Genomic DNA, 17875 nt, shown 5'->3' on the forward strand with positions numbered 1-17875 from the left:
AGCCTCGTCGGTCGTTTACGCAGCCGTCACGCGAAGCTCACGCGACGACGCGCCCGGTCCCTGCCACGCCTTGGGCCTTCTTTGAAAGGGTAGAAATCGCGCAATTGGCCAGTTGCAGGGCCAAAATCGACTCGGCGCCCTGATTGCGATTGAGCCCAGTCGGCATCAGCCCGTCGAAACAGCCACCGTCCGCGGTGGTCGCCAGTGGCAGGTCGAGGTCGTTCTGACCGAGATACCAGGCGTAGGCGCGCTCCGCCTCGGCAATCCAGCGCGTATCACCGGTTCCCTCATAGGCCGTCACACACGCATCGACCGTCGCCTGCGCCTCCAGCGGCTGCTGGTCGAACTGGAGCGGTTCGGCATAGGGACGATGGAAGCTTTCGGTGCCGACGGCGCGGAAGCGCCCTTCCGGCGACGTCTGTTTGGCGACGATCCATTCCAGCGTCTCGATCCCGCGCGCGACCAGCTCCGGGCGGCCCAACGCCTGCCCGGCGCAGATCAGCCCCTGGGGAAGGCGTGCGTTGTCATAAGCGAGGACGATCTCGAACCATTCCCATTCCGGACGACGCGTTTCCTCCAGCAAGGCGAGCTGGTCGTCGGGGAAGCGCTCCAGAATGGTGCGCGCCAGCTCGTGACCCGGTGACGCCTCCAGCATCGCCGCCGCACCGAGCATCGCGAACGATTGCGCGCGCAGCGACCCGAGGTCGAGCGCCAGGCTGGCGGTGGCGTCAAACATCGCCTTGGCCCAGTCGCGATGCTTGGGATCGTGGGCGTCGCGTGCAGTGACACCCAATGCCCAAACGGTACGACCGTTCGAATCCTCGGAGCCGACGTCCTCGCACCAAGTCCGGTCGAAGTTCATGAAGTTGCGGAAGCGCCGCGCCTCTGGATTCCACGCATATTGGATGAACGATGCATAGATCGTCGTCCATTTGTCGCGCATCACCGGATCCATGTCTTCGATCGCGCTCATCAGCATCAACGCCCGGGCATTGTCGTCGATGCAATAGCCATGGCGGCGATCAGGCACCGAATAGATCGAATGCTGCAGCATGCCAGTGGCATCGCTCATCCGCTCCACCGCGGCGAAATTGGGGACGAGCGGCCTGACCTTCGGCTGCTGCTGCGCCAGCCGCCTAGGGTGGGCGGCCACCGCCGCTTCCGTCTGAGCTAGACTCGCTTCGGCGAGACGCGGCCAGATCATCGTCCGGCCACGTGCATAAGCGCGCTGCGCCAGCCGGGTGCGGTCGCGGCCGTTGGCGAGCAGCCGTTCGATTTCGCGACCAAAGGCGGCGACGTCACGGAAGTCGACCAGCACGCCATGACCATCCGCCAGGATCTCGGTGGCGTGCACATAGGGGGTGGAGATCACCGCCTTGCCGACGCCGACCGCATAGGACAGCGTGCCGCTCGTGATCTGAGCGGGGTTCAAATAGGGCGTCGCATAGATGTCAGCCGCCTGCAGATAGTCGATCAGTTCGTCATGCTCGACGAAGCCATCGATGAACGCGACATTGTCGCTGACGCCCAGCTCAGCGGCGAGGGCCTTCAGCCGGTCGCGATAGGCCTCGCCCTCATGCGCAACCAGATTGGGATGCGTCGCGCCGAGCACGACGTACAGCAGATCGGGATGCTTGGAGACGACCGCCGGCAGCGCCTCGATGATCGTCTCGATCCCCTTGTTTGGGGCGAGCAGGCCGAAGGTCAGCACAACCTCGCGCCCTTCCCAGCCGAAGCGCGGCTTCAACATCGCCGGATCCACATATTCGCGATCCGGCACGCCGTGCGGGATCATCGCGATCTGGCGCGGATTGGCGCCATAGACACGGCGGAGGATCTCATTGCCGCGCTCGGCCATCACGATGACCTTGGCACAGCGGCGTAACAGGCCTTCCATCACGCGGCGTTCGTCGGCGTTGGGCTTCTCGAGGACGGTGTGCAGGGTCGCGATCACCGGCAGGGTCGTGCGATCGAGCAGCGCGAGCAGATGCTCGCCCGCCGGACCGCCGTAGATGCCGTATTCGTGCTGTACCCAGATCGCCTGAGCGCCGCTGGCCTCGATCTTCCGGGCCGCATCCAGATAAGCGGCCAGCTCATGCTGCGGGATCGTCCCGGTCACCGCCGGCGCATAGGCATAACGACCGGGGTGATCGTCCATCGCATAGACATCGACCTTCACATCCGGAAAGCGGTCCCGCATCGCCTGCCAGACATCGGTGGTAAACGTCGCCAACCCACACTGACGCGGCAGGAAGTTTCCGATCATCGCCAGATGTTTGATACTGCCGATCGCCGCCGTCGTCGCCATGCCCTACCCTTCGCTGAAGCAAGGCCGCTACGCGTTAGCCACAACCTTGCGATTGGATGAACACGTGAGAGGCCAAAAAGGTTGCATTCGCGCTGCACTGCGAAAAATGGACTTTACCTAGTTAAATCAACCCCTTCCACGATAGGGCGCAACACCTTGGTCGGGTAGCCAAAGACCTGCTGGCGGCGCACCGCTCTGCCAGAAGACGTCGATCGGGATGCCGCCGCGCGGATACCAATATCCGCCGATACGCAGCCACGTCGGTTTCATCTCGTCGAAAAGGCGCTGGCCGATGCCGACGGTGCAATCCTCGTGAAAGGCGGCATGGTTGCGGAACGCGCCGAGGAACAGCTTGAGCGACTTGGATTCGACGATCGTGTGGCCGGGCGCATAGTCGATCACCAGATGCGCGAAGTCCGGCTGGCCGGTGACCGGGCACAGCGAGGTGAATTCGGGCGCCACGAACCGCACCGCATAGAGCGTCCCGACGCGCGGATTCGGAACATAATCCAGGATAGCCTCTTCCGGAGAGGCGGGCAGGTGGCTCGTCTGGCCAAGATGCTTTGGGGTCATGGCCGCGCATGTAGGAGCTTCGTGGCGCGATGAAAACGCTGGTGCCGGTGCTCGGCGACCAATTGACGCCCACCCTGTCGTCGCTGCGCGACGCCGATCCAGCCGACACGGTCGTGCTGATGGTCGAGGTGGCGGAGGAGACCGGCTATGTCCGCCATCACCAGCAGAAGCTCGTCTATATCCTGTCGGCGATGCGCCATCATGGCGAGGCGCTGCGCGAGGCCGGTTGGACCGTCGACTATGTCCGGCTCGACGATCCTGACAATGCCGGCAGCTTCACTGGCGAACTGGCCCGCGCGATCGCCCGTCACCAGCCCGACCGCATCGTCGTTACAGAGGCCGGCGAATGGCGGGTCGCGGCGATGCTTGACAGCTGGCAGACGATGTTCGGCCTGCCCGTCGACATCCGCGCGGACGACCGCTTCCTGTGCAGTCATGCCGAATTCGACCACTGGGCCGACGGGCGCAGCCAGCTCACGATGGAATATTTCTATCGCGAAATGCGCCGCAGGACCGGGCTGCTGATGGACGGCGGCAAGCCGGTCGGCGACCGCTGGAATTTCGACAAGGACAATCGCAAGCCGGCGTCCGGTGGGCTGTTCGTGCCGAAGGCGCTGGCATTCGCGCCCGACGCCGTGACGCGCGAGGTGATCGATCTGGTCGCGCGCCGCTTCGGCAACCATCCCGGCCATTTGGATGGCTTCGCCTGGGGCGTCACGGCGGCCGATGCGCAAGCGCAGGCGGACCATTTCTTCGTCCAGGCGCTTGCCGGCTTCGGCGATTACGAGGACGCGATGCTAACCGGCGAACGCCATTTGTGGCATTCGATTCTGTCGCCCTACATCAATTCCGGCCTGCTCGATCCGCTCGATCTGTGTCGCCGCGCAGAGGCGGAATATCGCGCGGGCCGGGCGCCGCTCAACGCGGTCGAGGGCTATATCCGCCAGATCATCGGCTGGCGCGAATTCATGCGCGGCATCTATTGGCGCGAGGGGCCGGACTATGTCGAGCGCAACTTCCTCGACCATCGGCGCGCCCTCCCCGGCTGGTACTGGACCGGCGACACGGACATGCACTGCCTGAAGGAAGCAATCGGCCAGACGCTGGCCACCGCCCATGCCCACCATATCCAGCGACTGATGGTGACCGGCAACTTCGCCTTGCTGATCGGCGCCGATCCAGCGGCGGTGCACCGCTGGTATCTCGAGGTCTATCTCGACGCCTATGAATGGGTCGAGCTGCCCAATACGCTGGGTATGAGCCAGTTCGGCGACGGCGGCCTGGTCGGCACCAAACCCTATGTCTCGTCGGGTGCCTATATCGACCGCATGTCGGATTACTGCGGTCACTGCCGCTATGACGTCAAACAGCGCGTCGGTGAGAATGCCTGCCCGTTCAACGCGCTCTACTGGGATTTCATCGCCCGGCACGAGGACAGGCTCGGCGACAATCCGCGCATGCGGATGCCGTATCGCACCTGGCACCGCATGTCCGACACGGCGCAATCGGCGACGCGCGAACAGGCCGCACGCATTCTGACCACTCTCGACGCGAGCGGCGACGCGGGTTACTAGCATCGTGCGGGCCTCCTCCCCAGGCGTTCTGCCCGACGCTGATGATGGAGAGAGCAATGGACGCGCTGGTGACCACGCAATGGCTGGCCGACGAAATGGGGGCGAGCGACCTTCGCGTCGTCGACGCGACCTATTTCGCAAATTTTCCCGGAGAAGCGCCGCGTGACGCGGCGGCAGAATATGAGGCCGCGCACATCCCCAGCGCCGTGTTCATGAACCTCGGCGAGCTGCGCGACGCCGACAGCGACCTGCCGATGATGCTGCCGAGCGCGGAAAAGTTCGCCAGCCGCATGCAGAGCCTGGGGCTGGGCGATGGCAGCCGCATCGTCCTCTACGACAATTCGCCGCACCATACGGCAGCGCGGGCGTGGTGGATGCTGCGCACCTTCGGCGCGCACGACGTCGCGATCCTCGACGGCGGCATTGCCAAATGGCAGGCGGAGGGGCGCGAGGTCGCCACCGGCAAGGAGACACAGCGCCATCGCCACTTCACCGTCTGGGCGGACAGCAAGCCGGTGCGCACGCTCGAACAGATGAAGGCAAACGTCGACAGCGGCGCCGAGCAGGTTGTCGATGCCCGCTCCGCCGCGCGCTTCACCGGCGAGGAGCCGGATCCGCGCCCCGCGACCCATGCCGGGCACATTCCCGGTTCGAAGAATCTGCCACAGGGGCAGCTGTTCAACGCCGACGGCACGTGGAAGCAGGGCGAGGCGCTGCGCCGCGCGTTCGAGGACGCCGGCGTCGATCTCGACCGACCCATGGTCGCGACCTGCGGGTCCGGGATCACCGCCGCGGTGCTCGCCTTCGGCGCGCATCTGCTCGGCCGCGACATGCCGATCTATGATGGCAGCTGGTCGGAATGGGGCGCCGACCGGTCCACCCCAAAAGCGATGGGAGCCGCTTGAGACCTTGACGGACGACGACAACAACAACCGCCCGGCCGGCGATGCCACGCGCGTCGTCCAGGCCGGGCGCCGGACCGAATGGACCCAGGGTATCGTCAACCCACCGGTGTGGCGCGCCTCGACGATCCTGTACGATTCGATGGCGGATCTGCGCGCCATGGCGGGGCGCGACACGCATCACCGGCTCTATTACGGCCGGCGCGGCACGCCGACGCAATGGAGCCTCGCTGATGCGCTGACCAGCCTAGAGCCGGGGGCAGAGGCGACCTTCCTCTACCCCTCCGGCGTCGCGGCAGTGGCGGCGGCCCTGCTCGCGGTGCTGTCGCCGGGTGACGAGCTGCTGCTGGTCGACAGCGCCTATGAACCGACGCGCAGCCTCGCCAACGGCTTTCTCAAGCGCTTCGGGATCACGACGCGCTTCTACGACCCGTTGATCGGCCCCGGCATCGCGGACCTGATTGGCGAGCGGACCCGCGCGATCTTCCTCGAGAGCCCGGGCAGCCTGACCTTCGAGGTGCAGGACGTGCCGGCGATCGTCGCCGCCGCCAAGGCACGGGGGGTCGCGACGCTGCTCGACAATACCTGGGCGACTCCCTTGTTCTTCCCGGCGATCGAAAAGGGCATCGACTATACGATCCTGGCCGCGACCAAATATGTCGTCGGCCATTCCGACGTGATGATGGGTTCGGTGACCGCGGCGCAGGGCCGATTCGCCGCCCTGCGCGACGTCAGCCATCAGCTCGGCCAGGTGACCAGTCCCGACGATGCCTGGCTGGGCAGCCGCGGCCTGCGCACCATGGCGGTGCGGCTGGCGCAGCATCAGCAATCCGCGTTGCAGATCGCCCACTGGCTGGCCGACCGGCCGGAGGTGGCGGAGGTGCTGCACCCAGCCCTGCCCTCCTGCCCCGGCCACGACGTGTGGCAGCGCGACTTCAAGGGATCGAGCGGCCTGTTCGCCTTCGTGCTGCGCGAGGGCGGCGAGGCGGCGCGGGCGGCGTTGATCGACACGCTCGACCTGTTCGGCATCGGCTATAGCTGGGGCGGCTTCGAGAGTTTGGCGACGCCAGTCGACGTGGGCCGCATCCGCAGCGTGGCGCGGCGGGACTTTCCGGGACCGGTGGTGCGGTTGCAGATCGGCCTGGAAGACCCGGCGGACCTGATCGCCGATCTGGAGCGGGGGCTGGCGGCGTATCGCGCGGCACTCTGACACTCACCCGACCCATTGTCGTCATCCCCGCGCAGGCGGGGATCCAGAGCCACTGAGTTCGCGCATCCATCGATAACGTTAGCGTATTTGGATCCCCGCCTCCGCGGGGATGACGGTTGTGAGTACCTCTGCCGTCTTCTGCCCGCGTGTTCCTGCGAACGCAGAAGCCCAGAGCCACATACGGTATCGTGCGCGAACCTGCGCCCCTGCGTCCGCAGGAGCACGGAGGCTACTTCAACCGCACCCAGGTCGGGGCGTGGTCGCTCGCCTTCTCGCGACCGCGATATCCCTTGTCGACGCCGGCATCGAGCAGCCGGTCGGCGGTCATCGGGCTGAGCAGCAAATGGTCGATGCGGAAGCCCGCGTCGCGCTGCCAGGCGCCGGCCTGATAGTCCCAGAAGGTCCACACCCCGCCCTTGGGCTGGCGGGTACGCAGCGCGTCGGTCCAGCCCTGCGCGAGCAGGCGGCGATAAGCCTGCCGGCTTTCCGGCTGCATCAGCGCGTCGTCGGCCATCGCGCGGACGGAGAAGGTGTCGTCGTCGTTGGGGATGACGTTATAGTCGCCCATCAGCACGGCCGGCACTTCCTCGTCGAGTAGCGCCTGCGCGCGGGCGGCGAGCCGGTCCATCCAGCGCAGCTTGTAATCGAACTTCGGCCCCGGCTGCGGATTGCCGTTGGGCAGATAGATGGAGGCGACGACCAAACCGTCGACCTCACATTCGAGATAGCGGCTGTGCTCGTCCTCCGGCTCGCCGGCAAGGCCGCGCTGGCGCTCGACCGGCTGCTGGCCGCGCGCGAGAACGGCGACGCCGTTGAACCCCTTTTGCCCGTGCCAGATCGCGCCATAGCCCGCATCGGCGATCTCCTTCGCGGGGAAGGTCTCGTCGGTGGTCTTGAGTTCCTGCAGGCAGACGACGTCAGGCTGCTGCTCGTCGAGATATTCGAGCAGGCGCGGCAACCGGGCCTTGATGCCGTTGACGTTATAGGTGACGAGCTTCACCCGTCAGACCGCGAAGCTGGAGCCGCAGCCGCAGCCCGAGGCGGCGTTCGGATTCTCGACGCGGAAGGCGGCGCCGCCGAGCGATTCGACATAGTCGACCTGCGCCCCGCGGACGAGATCGAGGCTGATGCTGTCGACCACCAGCGTCGCATCACCGGTCGTGGCGACCGTGTCGTCGCCGGCGGGCGCGTCGGCGAGGCCGAATTTATACTGGAACCCCGAACAGCCGCCGCCCTCCACCGACAGGCGCAGGATGGCGGGCTTTCCCTGGCGCGCGGCGATCGCGGCGACGCGGGCGGCAGCGGCGGGAGTGAGGGCGATGTCGGCAGCGAGCGTGGCCATGGCCGGGAGATAGGCGCTTCAACCCGGGGCGGCAACGGGCGGCTGCGGGTCCCGCGAGTCTTGACACTCTTGTCGCCTGAACGTTGCGCCGTCGATGTCGGCTACGACATTTCGTTTCGCGACGTTGAGAAAGAGCTTCGCCACGCTAGCTCCGGCTCTGGATGTAGGACAGCGTTTTCGACGTTCGGCCCGCCGGAATGAGAAAGGGCGGAGGTTCGCCCCCGCCCAATCCTGGTTCGCTGTTCCGATCGCGTTCGTAGCCGAATTCAGTCCTGCGCGGCGGGACCGTCGGTGGTGACCGGCACGACATGCACCGCACGGTCCTGCGCGGCGAGCAGATAGTCGGCGGTGGTCAGGAACGGGATCGGGTTGACCGCATGACCGTCGATGCGGACCTCATAATGGAGGTGCGGGCCGGTCGAGCGACCGGTCGAACCCATCAGCGCGATCAACTGGCCGCGGGTCACCCGGCTGCCGTCGGTGACGAGGATCTTCGACAGATGGCCGTAGCGGGTGGCGATGCCCTTGCCGTGGTTGATCTCGACCATGTTGCCATAGCCGCCCTGCCGCGCCGCATGGGCGACGATGCCGTCGGCAGTGGCATAGATCGGCGTGCCGACCGGGCCGGGAATGTCGACCCCGGCATGCATCGCGGCGGTGCCGCGGAACGGATCGGAACGGATACCGAAATTGCTGGTGAACTGCAGGTGCTGGACCGGCTGCACCGAGGGGATCGCGATCGCGCCCTGCTGCAGCGTGTCGAGCTTCTTCCAGCTCTGGAACAGGGTGCGGAACTGCGCGTCGGCCTTCAGATCGGCCTGCGCCTCGGCGCTGTTGGCGTCGATCAGCGGGCCGCCCATCGCGACCGGCTTGGCGGAGATGCGATTGGCGACGCCCAGCTTGCGCAGCGTCGCATTGGTCTGGGCGAGCTTGCGGTCGACCAGCTTCTGCGCCAGCCCGGCAAGCTGCGCCTGGCGCGCCTCGACCTTCAGCAGCGGATCGACGACGGCGGCGGCGGTGCGGTTCGGCGCCTGCTCGACGGCCAGCGTCGCCATCGCCAGCTTCTGTTCGTCACCCTTGCCGGTCAGCACGGCGGTGAGCAGCGCCTGGCGCTGTTCGACCCGCTGCGCATGTTCCTGGGCAAGATGCTGGATGGTCGTGACCTGCGCCTTCATCGCGCCGATCTGGCGCTGCATCTGCTCCATCTTCTGGCCGGCCGGGGTCGGCGTCACGACGCCGGTCACCGTCGCGGTGCGATAGGCGGCGTGGGCGGCGCCATAGCCCGACAGGCTGACCGTCATCGCACCGAATGCGGCGATCACCGCCTGCGTCCGGCCGGAGACGCTGAAGCGGCGCAGCGCGCGGCCATCGTGGAACATCACATCGCGCGTGATGAAGAAGGAGCGGGCGCGCGCACCCAAAGCGACGGCGGAACGGGCAAACTTGTTCATCGGACCCCAGGCAGAAGCGCCGCGTCCGCCCTGACCGGACCCGGCATCGGTGATCGTCGTGCCACGCAGCCCCACCCGCGTCAGACGCACAGTCTGTGGTCACAATCACCGCGACGCCACAAGCCCGTCGCCCGGCATGGCGCGGCAAAACGGCAGAGCGGCGCGGCGAAACGTTATACAATGGCACGTCGCCTGTCCCAGTTCGGCGGTTTTGTAAGGTGCCGGAACGCCAAGCAGCCGCGCGGTCCGGCCCGTCGAATCACCATCGCAGGGGCATGACGCGGGCGTTCGGCGTGTCTATATCCGTGCGATAACAAACGGATTTGACGACCATGCTCGATACGCCCGCCGCCGCCCCATCGACCGCCGACGTGCCCGTTCTCAGCCTCGCCGAACTGGACCGTGATCCGCAGGCCTTTGCCGCCGCGTTCGGCGGCTCGTTCGAACGGTTCGGCTTCGCGATCGTCGCCGACCATGGCGTGCCGCAGGATCTGATCGATCGCGCCTGGGCGGAGACCGAGGCGCTGTTCGCGCTGCCCGAGGACGAGAAGCGCCGGTATTTCGTCGAGGGCGGCGGCGGCGCGCGTGGCTACACGCCGTTCAAGACGGAAATCGCCAAGGACGCCAAGCACGTCGACCTCAAGGAATTCTGGCACGTTGGCCGGGAACTGCCGGAGGGGCATCGCTTCGCCGGACAGATGGCGCCCAACGTCTGGCCGACCCGCCCGGAAGGATTCAAGGACACGTTCGTCGAACTGTTCGCCGCCTTCGATCGCGCCGGCGACCGGTTGCTGTCGGCGATCGCGCTCCACCTCGGGCTGGACAAGAACTGGTTCGACCGGGCGGTGACCGACAGCAATTCGGTGCTGCGCCTGCTCCACTATCCGCCGATCCCGGTCGATGCCGAGGGCGTGCGCGCTGGGGCGCACGAGGACATCAACCTGATCACGCTGCTGCTCGGCGCGGAAGAAGCCGGGCTGGAACTGCTAGACCGGCATTCCGGCCAGTGGCTGGCGATCAAGCCGCCGTCGGGCGCGATGGTGGTCAACGTCGGCGACATGCTGCAACGACTGACCAACCATGTATTGCCCTCGACGACGCACCGGGTGGTCAATCCGGCGCCGGAGCGGCGCGGCCACTCGCGCTATTCGATGCCCTTCTTCCTGCACCCGGCGCCGGACTTCCTGATCGAAACGCTGCCGCAGACGATCACCGCGGAAAATCCGAATCGCTACCCGACGCCGATCACCGCGCACGACTATCTGCACGAGCGACTGGTGGAGATCGGCCTGATCAAGCCGCGGCCCGGCCAGGCCTAGGGCCGATCGACATCCAGCATCGCAGGCTTTGGAAACGCCCTGCCGTCATTCCCGCGAAGGCGGGAATCCAGACGCGGGGGGCTGCTTGGAGAGCCGTGACGTCGAGGGTTCTGGATCCCCGCCTCCGCGGGGATGATGAAACAGGGCCTGCTATGCCAACTGGCGATCGGCTCTAGCGCAGGCTAGGCCCCACATGAGCGAGGCCGGCCGGGCCCGGCATGCCAGGCGTCGACGTCACGGGATTGATACCCGTAACGCCCTGCCGCGCCGAAAAGCTCAGTCGAACCCGCCTTCCAGGAAGCGCGTCGCCATCGCGCAGTGCATGGCGACGCCCTTGGCCATCACCGCTTCCTCGATCTGCATCCGCGTATTGTGCAGCGGCGGATTGGTCGCCGGGTCGCTGCCCATAGGTGCGAAGCCGACGAAGGCGAAGGCGCCGGGCACCGCTTGCAGCACGTAGGAAAAATCCTCGGCGCCCATCATCGGCTGCGGCATCTCCGCGAAGCCCTGCGCATCGAGATCGCGCGCGCAACGCTCGATCAGCGCGGCGCCGCGCGGATCGTTGACGGTCACCGGATAGCCGGTGTCGACCCAGGCCTCCGCTTCGGCGCCATGGGCCGCCGCGATATGGGTGGCGATCCGTTGCAGCGCATCCTGCATCGTGCCGCGCGTCGTCTCTGACAGGGTACGCAGCGTGCCGAGCAGCCGCACCTCGGCCGGGATGACGTTGTGTGCGCTGCCGCCCTCGATCTTGGTGATCGACAGCACGGCCGGATCGGTGACCGCGATCTGGCGCCCGATAAAGGTCTGCAAGGCGAGCACAATCTCGCAGGCGACGGGAACCGGATCGAGGCAGTCGTGCGGCATGGCGGCATGGCCGCCGCGACCACGGACGACGATATGAACGGTGTCGGCCGACGCCATGATCGGGCCGGCGCGGGTCACCACCAGCCCGGCCGGGGCGTTCGGCGAGACGTGCAGCGCGAAGGCGGCGTCGGGGGAGGCGGTGGCGAGCAGGCCATCGTCAATCATGAAGCGGGCGCCGTGATGCCCCTCCTCGCCGGGCTGGAACATGAACACCACGGTGCCGGGCAGCTGGTCCCGCCGTGCCGCCAGCGCGCGGGCGGCGCCGACCAGCATCGCAGTATGCGCATCGTGGCCGCAGGCGTGCATGCGGCCGGCGAGCGTGCTAGCGAAGGGCAAGCCCGTCTCCTCCTGCATCGGCAGCGCGTCCATGTCGCCGCGCAGCAGGACGGTGCGGCCGTTGTCACCGCGCTGGCCGCGCAGGATGGCGATGAAGCCGGTGGTCGAGCGGCTGTCGTGGATCTCCAGCGGCAGGCCGGCGAGCGCGGCCTTCGCCTTCGCGGTGGTCAGCGGGCAATGCAACCCGACCTCCGGCTCGGCGTGGATCGCCCGGCGCAGTGCGACGACCGCGTCGAGCTCGGCCTCGCCCGCGGCGGTCCAGTCGGCGGTATCTAGGGTGTCGAGGCTCATGGGACGGCTCCTGATGATGGGACGCCGCCGTTTTGCGCCGTGCCGCGCCGAATGTCACGGCCCAGCCGCTGGCGTGCGTGCCAGCCAGCCCGGACCGCTATCCCCGCGTCAGATTGCCGAGCACGCTGCGCAGCACGGTGCCGACCAGCCCACCGCCGCTGCTGCGGCCGCGGCCGGTGCCGAACACCTGCTTGCCGATCTCATTGGCGACCTGGCGACCGATCGAGCTGGAGGCGGCGCGGGTGGCCGAGGTCATCGCCTTCGCCCAGGGGGAATTAGCCGCCTCGCGGCGCGCCTGCGCCTCGGCCCTGTCCTGCGCCGCCGCGGCGCGGGCGGCGTCCTTGGCGGCCTGGGCATCCGCCTTGGCCTGCAGCGCGGCGGCCTTGTCGGCATCGTCCTTCGCCCGCGCGGCGGCGGCGGCGGCGGCGGCCTCCTGTGTCTTGGCGGCGAGGATCTCCTCCGCCGATTCACGGTCGACGACCGTGTCGTATTTGGCGCCGATCGCGTCGGTCTGGATCAGCACGCGGCGCTCGTCGGGGGTGACGGGACCGACGCGGCTGGCCGGCGGCTTGATCAGCGTGCACGTCACCGGCGACGGCGCGCCGTCGGGCTGGAGCAGCGACACCAGCGCCTCGCCGACCTTCAGCTCGGTGATCGCGGTGGCGACGTCGACGCCGGGATTGGCGCGGAACGTCCCCGCCGCGGCACGCACCGCTGCCTGATCGCGCGGCGTGAAGGCGCGCAACGCATGCTGGACGCGGTTGCCGAGCTGGCCCGCGACCTTGTCGGGCACGTCGATCGGGTTCTGGGTGATGAAATAGATGCCGACGCCCTTGGACCGGATCAGCCGCACGACCTGCTCGATCTTGTCGAGCAGCGCGTCGGGCGCATTGTCGAACAACAGATGCGCCTCGTCGAAGAAGAACACCATCTTCGGCTTGTCGGGGTCGCCGACCTCGGGAAGATGCTCGAACAGTTCGCTCATCAGCCAGAGCAGGAAGGTCGCATAGAGCTTCGGCGCGGCCATCAATTTGTCGGCGGCGAGGACGTTGACGATGCCGCGGCCGCGGTCGTCGCTGGTCAGGAAATCGGCGAGGTCGAGCGCCGGTTCGCCGAAGAACTTGTCGCCGCCCTGGCTGCGCAGCTGGAGCAGCGAACGCTGGATCGCGCCGATCGATTGCTTCGAGACGTTGCCGTAGGTGGTGGTCAGCTCGTCGGCGCGTTCGGCGCAATGGCTGAGCATCGCCTGCAGGTCGTCGAGGTCGATGAGCAGCAGCCCCTCGGTATCGGCGACGTGGAAAGCGATGGTCAGCACGCCTTCCTGCACCTCGTTTAGGTCCATCAGCCGGGCGAGCAGCAGCGGGCCCATCTCGCTGACGGTGGTGCGGATCGGGTGACCCTGTTCGCCGTACAGGTCCCAGAATTGCACCGGATTGTCGGCGTAGGACCAGTCGGTGTCGCCGATCTCCTGCGCGCGGGCGGCGAAAGTGGCGTGCGTCTTGGCGGCGGGCGAGCCGGCCATGGCGAGGCCGGACAGGTCGCCCTTCACATCGGCGACGAAGCTCGGCACGCCGACCTTGGAGAAGCCCTCGATGATGCCCTGCAGCGTCACCGTCTTGCCGGTGCCGGTGGCGCCGGCGATCAGGCCGTGGCGGTTGGCGCGTTTCAGGTCGAGGCTCTGCGGGTTCGCCCCACCCTCGCCCGCCCCGATGAAGATGCCGTCCGCCATGCTGCCGCTCCCGCTATCTGGTGAGAGGGTGATAGCGAGGCTGCCGGCAAAAAGAAGAGGTCCCGGTCCTCACCCTCCGCCGGCGGCGAAGGGTGAGAGCGGAACGACGTTACTTCCCGATCTTCAGCGGCAGGAAGACCGGATTGCCGCGGCCACGCTGGACCAGCGCCAGCACCGACGGACGGCCCGCCGCCTTGGCCTGCGCGACGAGGCGCGCGACGTCGGCGGCGGTGCGCACCGGCGTGCCGTTGATCGCCTGGATCACGTCGCCACGACGCAGCTTGCCCGACGCGTCGCTCGACGAATCGACCGTCGCGATCACCACGCCCTGCACCGTCGGATCGACGCCGATCGCACGGGCGATACCCGGCGTCAGCGGCTGGACGTTGAGGCCGAGCGGCGCCGACGACCCCTGGGTCGTGCCGGCGCCGGTGCCGTCATCGTCCGAGCCGTCGTCCTGCTGCTGATCGCCGGGGCCGAAGCCGCCGGAGTCATCACCACCATTCTGCAGCGCGCGCAGTTGATCGTTCGACGGCCGCGTCGTGACCTGGATGTTGACCGTCTGGCGCTGACCACCACGTAGCACGTCGAAGCGCGCCGTCGAGCCAGGCTGCAAGTTGGAGACGAGACGGGTGAGCGTCTGGTCAGGATTCACCTGCTGACCATTGATTGCGACGACCACGTCACCGGCCCGCAAACCGCCCTTCGCCGCAGGGCCATTGGGTTCGACACGGGCGATCAACTCACCCTGGTTTTTCGGGATGCCCAGCGCCGCGGCCGCATCATCGTCGACGCCGCCGCCGATCGACACGCCGATATAGCCGCGGATGATCTTGCCGCCCTTCATGAAGGTGTCGATGATCGGACGAGCGGTCTCGGCCGGGATGGCGAAGCCGATGCCGATGTTGCCGCCCGACTGGCTGAAGATCTGCGAGTTGATGCCGATCACGTTGCCGTTGAGATCGAACATCGGACCGCCGGAATTGCCCTGGTTGATCGCCGCATCGGTCTGGATGAAGCGGTCGTAGGCGCCAAGCTGGCCGGTGACGCGGTTGATCGCGGAGATGATGCCGGCGGTGACCGTGCCGCCGAGACCGAAGGGCTCGCCGATTGCGAGTACCCAGTCGCCGACGCGCGCGCGGCTCGAATCGCCCCACTTGACGAACGGCAGGCCGGTCGCGTCGATCTTGAGCAGGGCGAGGTCCGAATCCTGGTCCTTGCCGATGACGCGCGCGGTATATTCCTTGCGGTTGTTGAGCGTGACGGTGATCGAATCCACCGTCGCCCCCTGCGCGCCCGGCGAGATAACGTGATTGTTGGTCACGACATAGCCGTCGGCGGAGATCAGGAAGCCCGATCCGAGCGAGGCACCCTCGCGCTTCACCGGCGCGCCATTGCCGCCGCCCTGACCGAAGCCGAACAGATCGCCGAACGGCGTGCCCTGGAACGGATTGGCCTGCTGGCGCTGGACGATGGTCTGCTTGGTCGAGATGTTGACCACGGCGGGCTGCAGTTTGGCCACCATGTCGGCGAAGCTCATCGGCGCACCGGCCCGTGGCGCCGTCGCCTGGATCGCACCCGGCTCGTTCTGCGCAACCTGCGCGGTGGAGGGCTGAAGGGCCAGCGTGGCGGCCGCGCCGCCGAGGAGAAGCGCACTGGTGATGGCGTAGGCGTTGCGCACTAGACTTGGGTCCTCTTCTTGGATTGGTCCCGTCGGGATGGTGCCTTAGTGGACCAAATCGGCTGAACGTCGCTTGAATATTAACGCGCGCGACAGGTGGAGGGTCCCCGCGTCGCGATCAAGGGCGGTGCCACCGCGCTCCCCCACCCGGCCGCCCACACCGTCCCCTGGATGGGCGGCCGGGTGGGGGAGCGGGCTGGCATCCCATCCACGCAAGTGGATAACCTTCAGCGCCCGCGCCCTTCGAATTCGCGCAGATAGCTGTTGTTCGGCGACAGGATGATCGACGTCGATCCTTCCGGTGTCTGGCCGTTGCCGGCGGCGCCGAAGGTCCGGCGGTACGACTGCATCGCGCGGTAGAAGTCGTAGAAGTCGGCGTCCTTGGTGAAGCTTTGCGCGTAGATGCGCGCCGCCTGGGCGTCCGCTTCGGCGCGGATGATCTGCGCGTCCTTGTTGCCCTGCGCCCGGATCGTCGTCGCCTGCTGCTCGCGCGCGGTGCGCATCCGCGCCAGCGCGCGGTCGAGCGGGCTACCGTCGGGCAGGTCGGCGTGCTTGATCCGCACGTCGACGATCTGCACGCCATATTGGCTGGCGAGCCGCTGCAACCGCGACTGGATATTGTCCATCACCTGGTCGCGTTCCGGAGATAGCAGCGTCGCGAACGGCTGGTTGCCGAGTTCGTTGCGGATCGAGCTGCCGAGCAGCGGGCGCAGCGCGTCGGTGATCCGCGTCTCGGTCGACGAGGTGCTGCCGGTCGCGTTCACCGCCTTCAACGGATCGACGATGCGGAAGCGCGCGAAGGCATCGACCTCGAGCCGCAGCTGGTCGGACGACAGCACCTGCTGATTGTCATAGTCGACGTCGAGGATGCGCTTGTTCAGCCAGACCAGCCGGTCGACGAACGGGATGCGCGCGATCAGCCCGGCGCCGGTGCGGCCGAAGGTCTCGCCCTGGCGCCAGGCGTTGACGGTGCGCACCGGCTGTTCGAAGCGCAGCACGACGACCTGCTGCGTTTCCGGCACGATCGTGATCGTCGCGGCGAGCAGGATCACCGCGACAAGCGTGGCGAGGCCGAGCGTGACCGGGTTCTTCCACAGATTGCTCACTGGCCACCTCCCTGGGCAGGCGCGGCCTGGACGGTGGTCGCGGGGGCTTCGCCATTGGCCTCGGGCAGTTTGCGGCCCTGCGACAGCGGCAGATACGGCACGACGCCCGGCGTCTCGACGATCGTCTTGTCGGATTTGGCGAGCACGGCTTCCATCGTTTCGTAATACATGCGGCGGCGCGTCACTTCGGGCGCCAGGCGATATTGTTCGTAGACCTTGTCGAACTGCGCGGCCTCGCCTTCTGCCTGGGCGACGATCTGCTTGGCATAGGATTGCGCCTGATTGCGCGCGCCCTGCGCATCCTGCTGGGCGGCGGTGACGTCCTTGAACGCATCGTTGACGCGGGCGGGCGGATCGGCCTGCTTGATGCCGACGCCGGCGATGCGGATGCCCGCCTTATAATCGTCGAGGATCTTCTGCATCCGCTCCTGCACCTGCGCCTCGATGATCGGGCGCCCTGGCCCCAGCGCCTCGTCGAGCGAGACATTGGCGACCACCTCGCGCATCGCGCTTTCGGCGGTGGCCCGGACGGTTTCGCGCGGCTTGTCGATCTGGAAAACGTAATCTTCCGGATTGGCGATCGTCCAGCGCACCGAATAGGCGAGATCGATGATGTTCTGATCGCGCGTCAGCATCAGATTTTCGCCGCCGCCCTCGGGAAAATCCTCGACGCGGATGTTCTGCACGTCGACCTTGACGACGTTGGCGATCGGGGCGGGCAGCGTCAGTGCGATGCCCGGCGCTAGCGTCTCGGAATAGCGGCCGAAGCGGGTGACCACCCCCCGCTCCTGCGGCGCGATCGGATGGATCGACGTCCACAGGACCCATACCAGCAGGATGATGCCGGCGCCGATCAGCCACAGCGCCCGCGCATTGGCGCCACCGGGCAGTCCGCCGAAGCCGCCGCCGCCTGGTCCACCGTCGCCACCGCCCCGCGCCTTTTTCAGGAATTCGTCGAGCGCCGTCGGCCGCTGCCCCGCCTTACGGCCGCCGGGCGGCACCGCCCAGGGATTGCGCGGGCCGCTGCCGGACGAATCATCGCCCTGTCCCCAGGGGCTTTTCGGCGGTTCGACAGCAAGTGCGGGAGGGTTCGCGCGGCGGCCCGGCAGGATCTTCATGACGACCTTTATAAGTGGGCGGGCGCGGAAAAACAGTGCCAAGCCAGCCGATGCGGCCTATCTGCTGC

At 67.3% G+C, this 17875-nt stretch carries 14 protein-coding genes; 4 read left to right on the forward strand and 10 right to left on the reverse strand.

Going from position 1 to position 17875, the window contains the following annotated elements; all coding sequences use genetic code 11:
- Positions 1 to 37 precede the first annotated feature (37 nt).
- The gene (locus ACU5AX_RS06805; protein WP_446690167.1) at positions 38 to 2308 is read right to left on the reverse strand and encodes a glycosyltransferase family 4 protein; all 2271 of its coding nucleotides are present in this window, start codon (positions 2306 to 2308) and stop codon (positions 38 to 40) included.
- A 126-nt stretch (positions 2309 to 2434) separates the two neighbouring features.
- Entirely contained in the window at positions 2435 to 2881 is a 447-nt protein-coding gene (queF, locus tag ACU5AX_RS06810; protein ID WP_198352073.1) for a preQ(1) synthase, read from the reverse strand.
- A 29-nt stretch (positions 2882 to 2910) separates the two neighbouring features.
- Between queF and ACU5AX_RS06815 the strand changes: the two genes are divergently transcribed.
- Genes ACU5AX_RS06815 through metC form a run of 3 tightly spaced genes read left to right on the forward strand, consistent with a single transcriptional unit; the run spans position 2911 to position 6567 of the window.
- Complete coding sequence (locus tag ACU5AX_RS06815) at positions 2911 to 4455, forward strand: cryptochrome/photolyase family protein (RefSeq protein WP_446690168.1); 1545 nt, start codon at positions 2911 to 2913, stop codon at positions 4453 to 4455.
- A gap of 56 nt (positions 4456 to 4511) precedes the next feature.
- Positions 4512 to 5360: a 3-mercaptopyruvate sulfurtransferase gene (sseA, locus tag ACU5AX_RS06820; protein ID WP_446690169.1), complete on the forward strand. Its 849-nt coding sequence runs from the start codon at positions 4512 to 4514 to the stop codon at positions 5358 to 5360.
- Between the two features lie 4 nt (positions 5361 to 5364).
- Entirely contained in the window at positions 5365 to 6567 is a 1203-nt protein-coding gene (metC, locus tag ACU5AX_RS06825) for a cystathionine beta-lyase (RefSeq protein WP_446690170.1), read from the forward strand.
- 229 nt (positions 6568 to 6796) lie between these two features.
- Here the strand turns inward: metC and xth are convergent, their stop codons facing one another.
- The 3 genes from xth to ACU5AX_RS06840 form a co-directional block, all read right to left on the reverse strand.
- Positions 6797 to 7567 (reverse strand): exodeoxyribonuclease III, encoded by a 771-nt coding sequence (xth, locus tag ACU5AX_RS06830; protein WP_446690171.1) that lies wholly within the window; start codon positions 7565 to 7567, stop codon positions 6797 to 6799.
- Between the two features lie 3 nt (positions 7568 to 7570).
- A complete protein-coding gene (locus tag ACU5AX_RS06835) occupies positions 7571 to 7909 on the reverse strand; it encodes a HesB/IscA family protein (RefSeq protein WP_446690172.1) in 339 nt (112 codons plus the stop codon).
- A 266-nt stretch (positions 7910 to 8175) separates the two neighbouring features.
- Entirely contained in the window at positions 8176 to 9360 is a 1185-nt protein-coding gene (locus tag ACU5AX_RS06840) for a M23 family metallopeptidase (RefSeq protein ID WP_446690173.1), read from the reverse strand.
- 332 nt (positions 9361 to 9692) lie between these two features.
- Here ACU5AX_RS06840 and ACU5AX_RS06845 point away from each other — a divergent pair, with 332 nt between their 5' ends.
- Positions 9693 to 10679, forward strand: coding sequence for an isopenicillin N synthase family dioxygenase (locus ACU5AX_RS06845; protein WP_446690481.1), 987 nt, complete (start codon positions 9693 to 9695; stop codon positions 10677 to 10679).
- Between the two features lie 276 nt (positions 10680 to 10955).
- On the opposite strand, the gene ACU5AX_RS06850 is transcribed toward ACU5AX_RS06845, so the two are convergent.
- The 5 genes from ACU5AX_RS06850 to hflK form a co-directional block, all read right to left on the reverse strand.
- Entirely contained in the window at positions 10956 to 12173 is a 1218-nt protein-coding gene (locus tag ACU5AX_RS06850) for a M20 metallopeptidase family protein (RefSeq protein WP_446690174.1), read from the reverse strand.
- A gap of 97 nt (positions 12174 to 12270) precedes the next feature.
- A complete protein-coding gene (locus ACU5AX_RS06855; RefSeq protein WP_446690175.1) occupies positions 12271 to 13902 on the reverse strand; it encodes a helicase HerA-like domain-containing protein in 1632 nt (543 codons plus the stop codon).
- 109 nt (positions 13903 to 14011) lie between these two features.
- On the reverse strand, positions 14012 to 15583 hold the full coding sequence (locus ACU5AX_RS06860; protein ID WP_446690176.1) for a Do family serine endopeptidase: 1572 nt from the start codon (positions 15581 to 15583) through the stop codon (positions 14012 to 14014).
- A gap of 227 nt (positions 15584 to 15810) precedes the next feature.
- On the reverse strand, positions 15811 to 16689 hold the full coding sequence (gene hflC, locus ACU5AX_RS06865; RefSeq protein ID WP_446690178.1) for a protease modulator HflC: 879 nt from the start codon (positions 16687 to 16689) through the stop codon (positions 15811 to 15813).
- Complete coding sequence (gene hflK / locus ACU5AX_RS06870; RefSeq protein ID WP_446690179.1) at positions 16686 to 17807, reverse strand: FtsH protease activity modulator HflK; 1122 nt, start codon at positions 17805 to 17807, stop codon at positions 16686 to 16688. The genes hflC and hflK overlap by 4 nt, the downstream gene beginning before the upstream one ends.
- Between the last annotated feature and the right edge of the window lie 68 nt (positions 17808 to 17875).

The sequence above is a fragment of the Sphingomonas benefaciens genome, assembly GCF_052907485.1.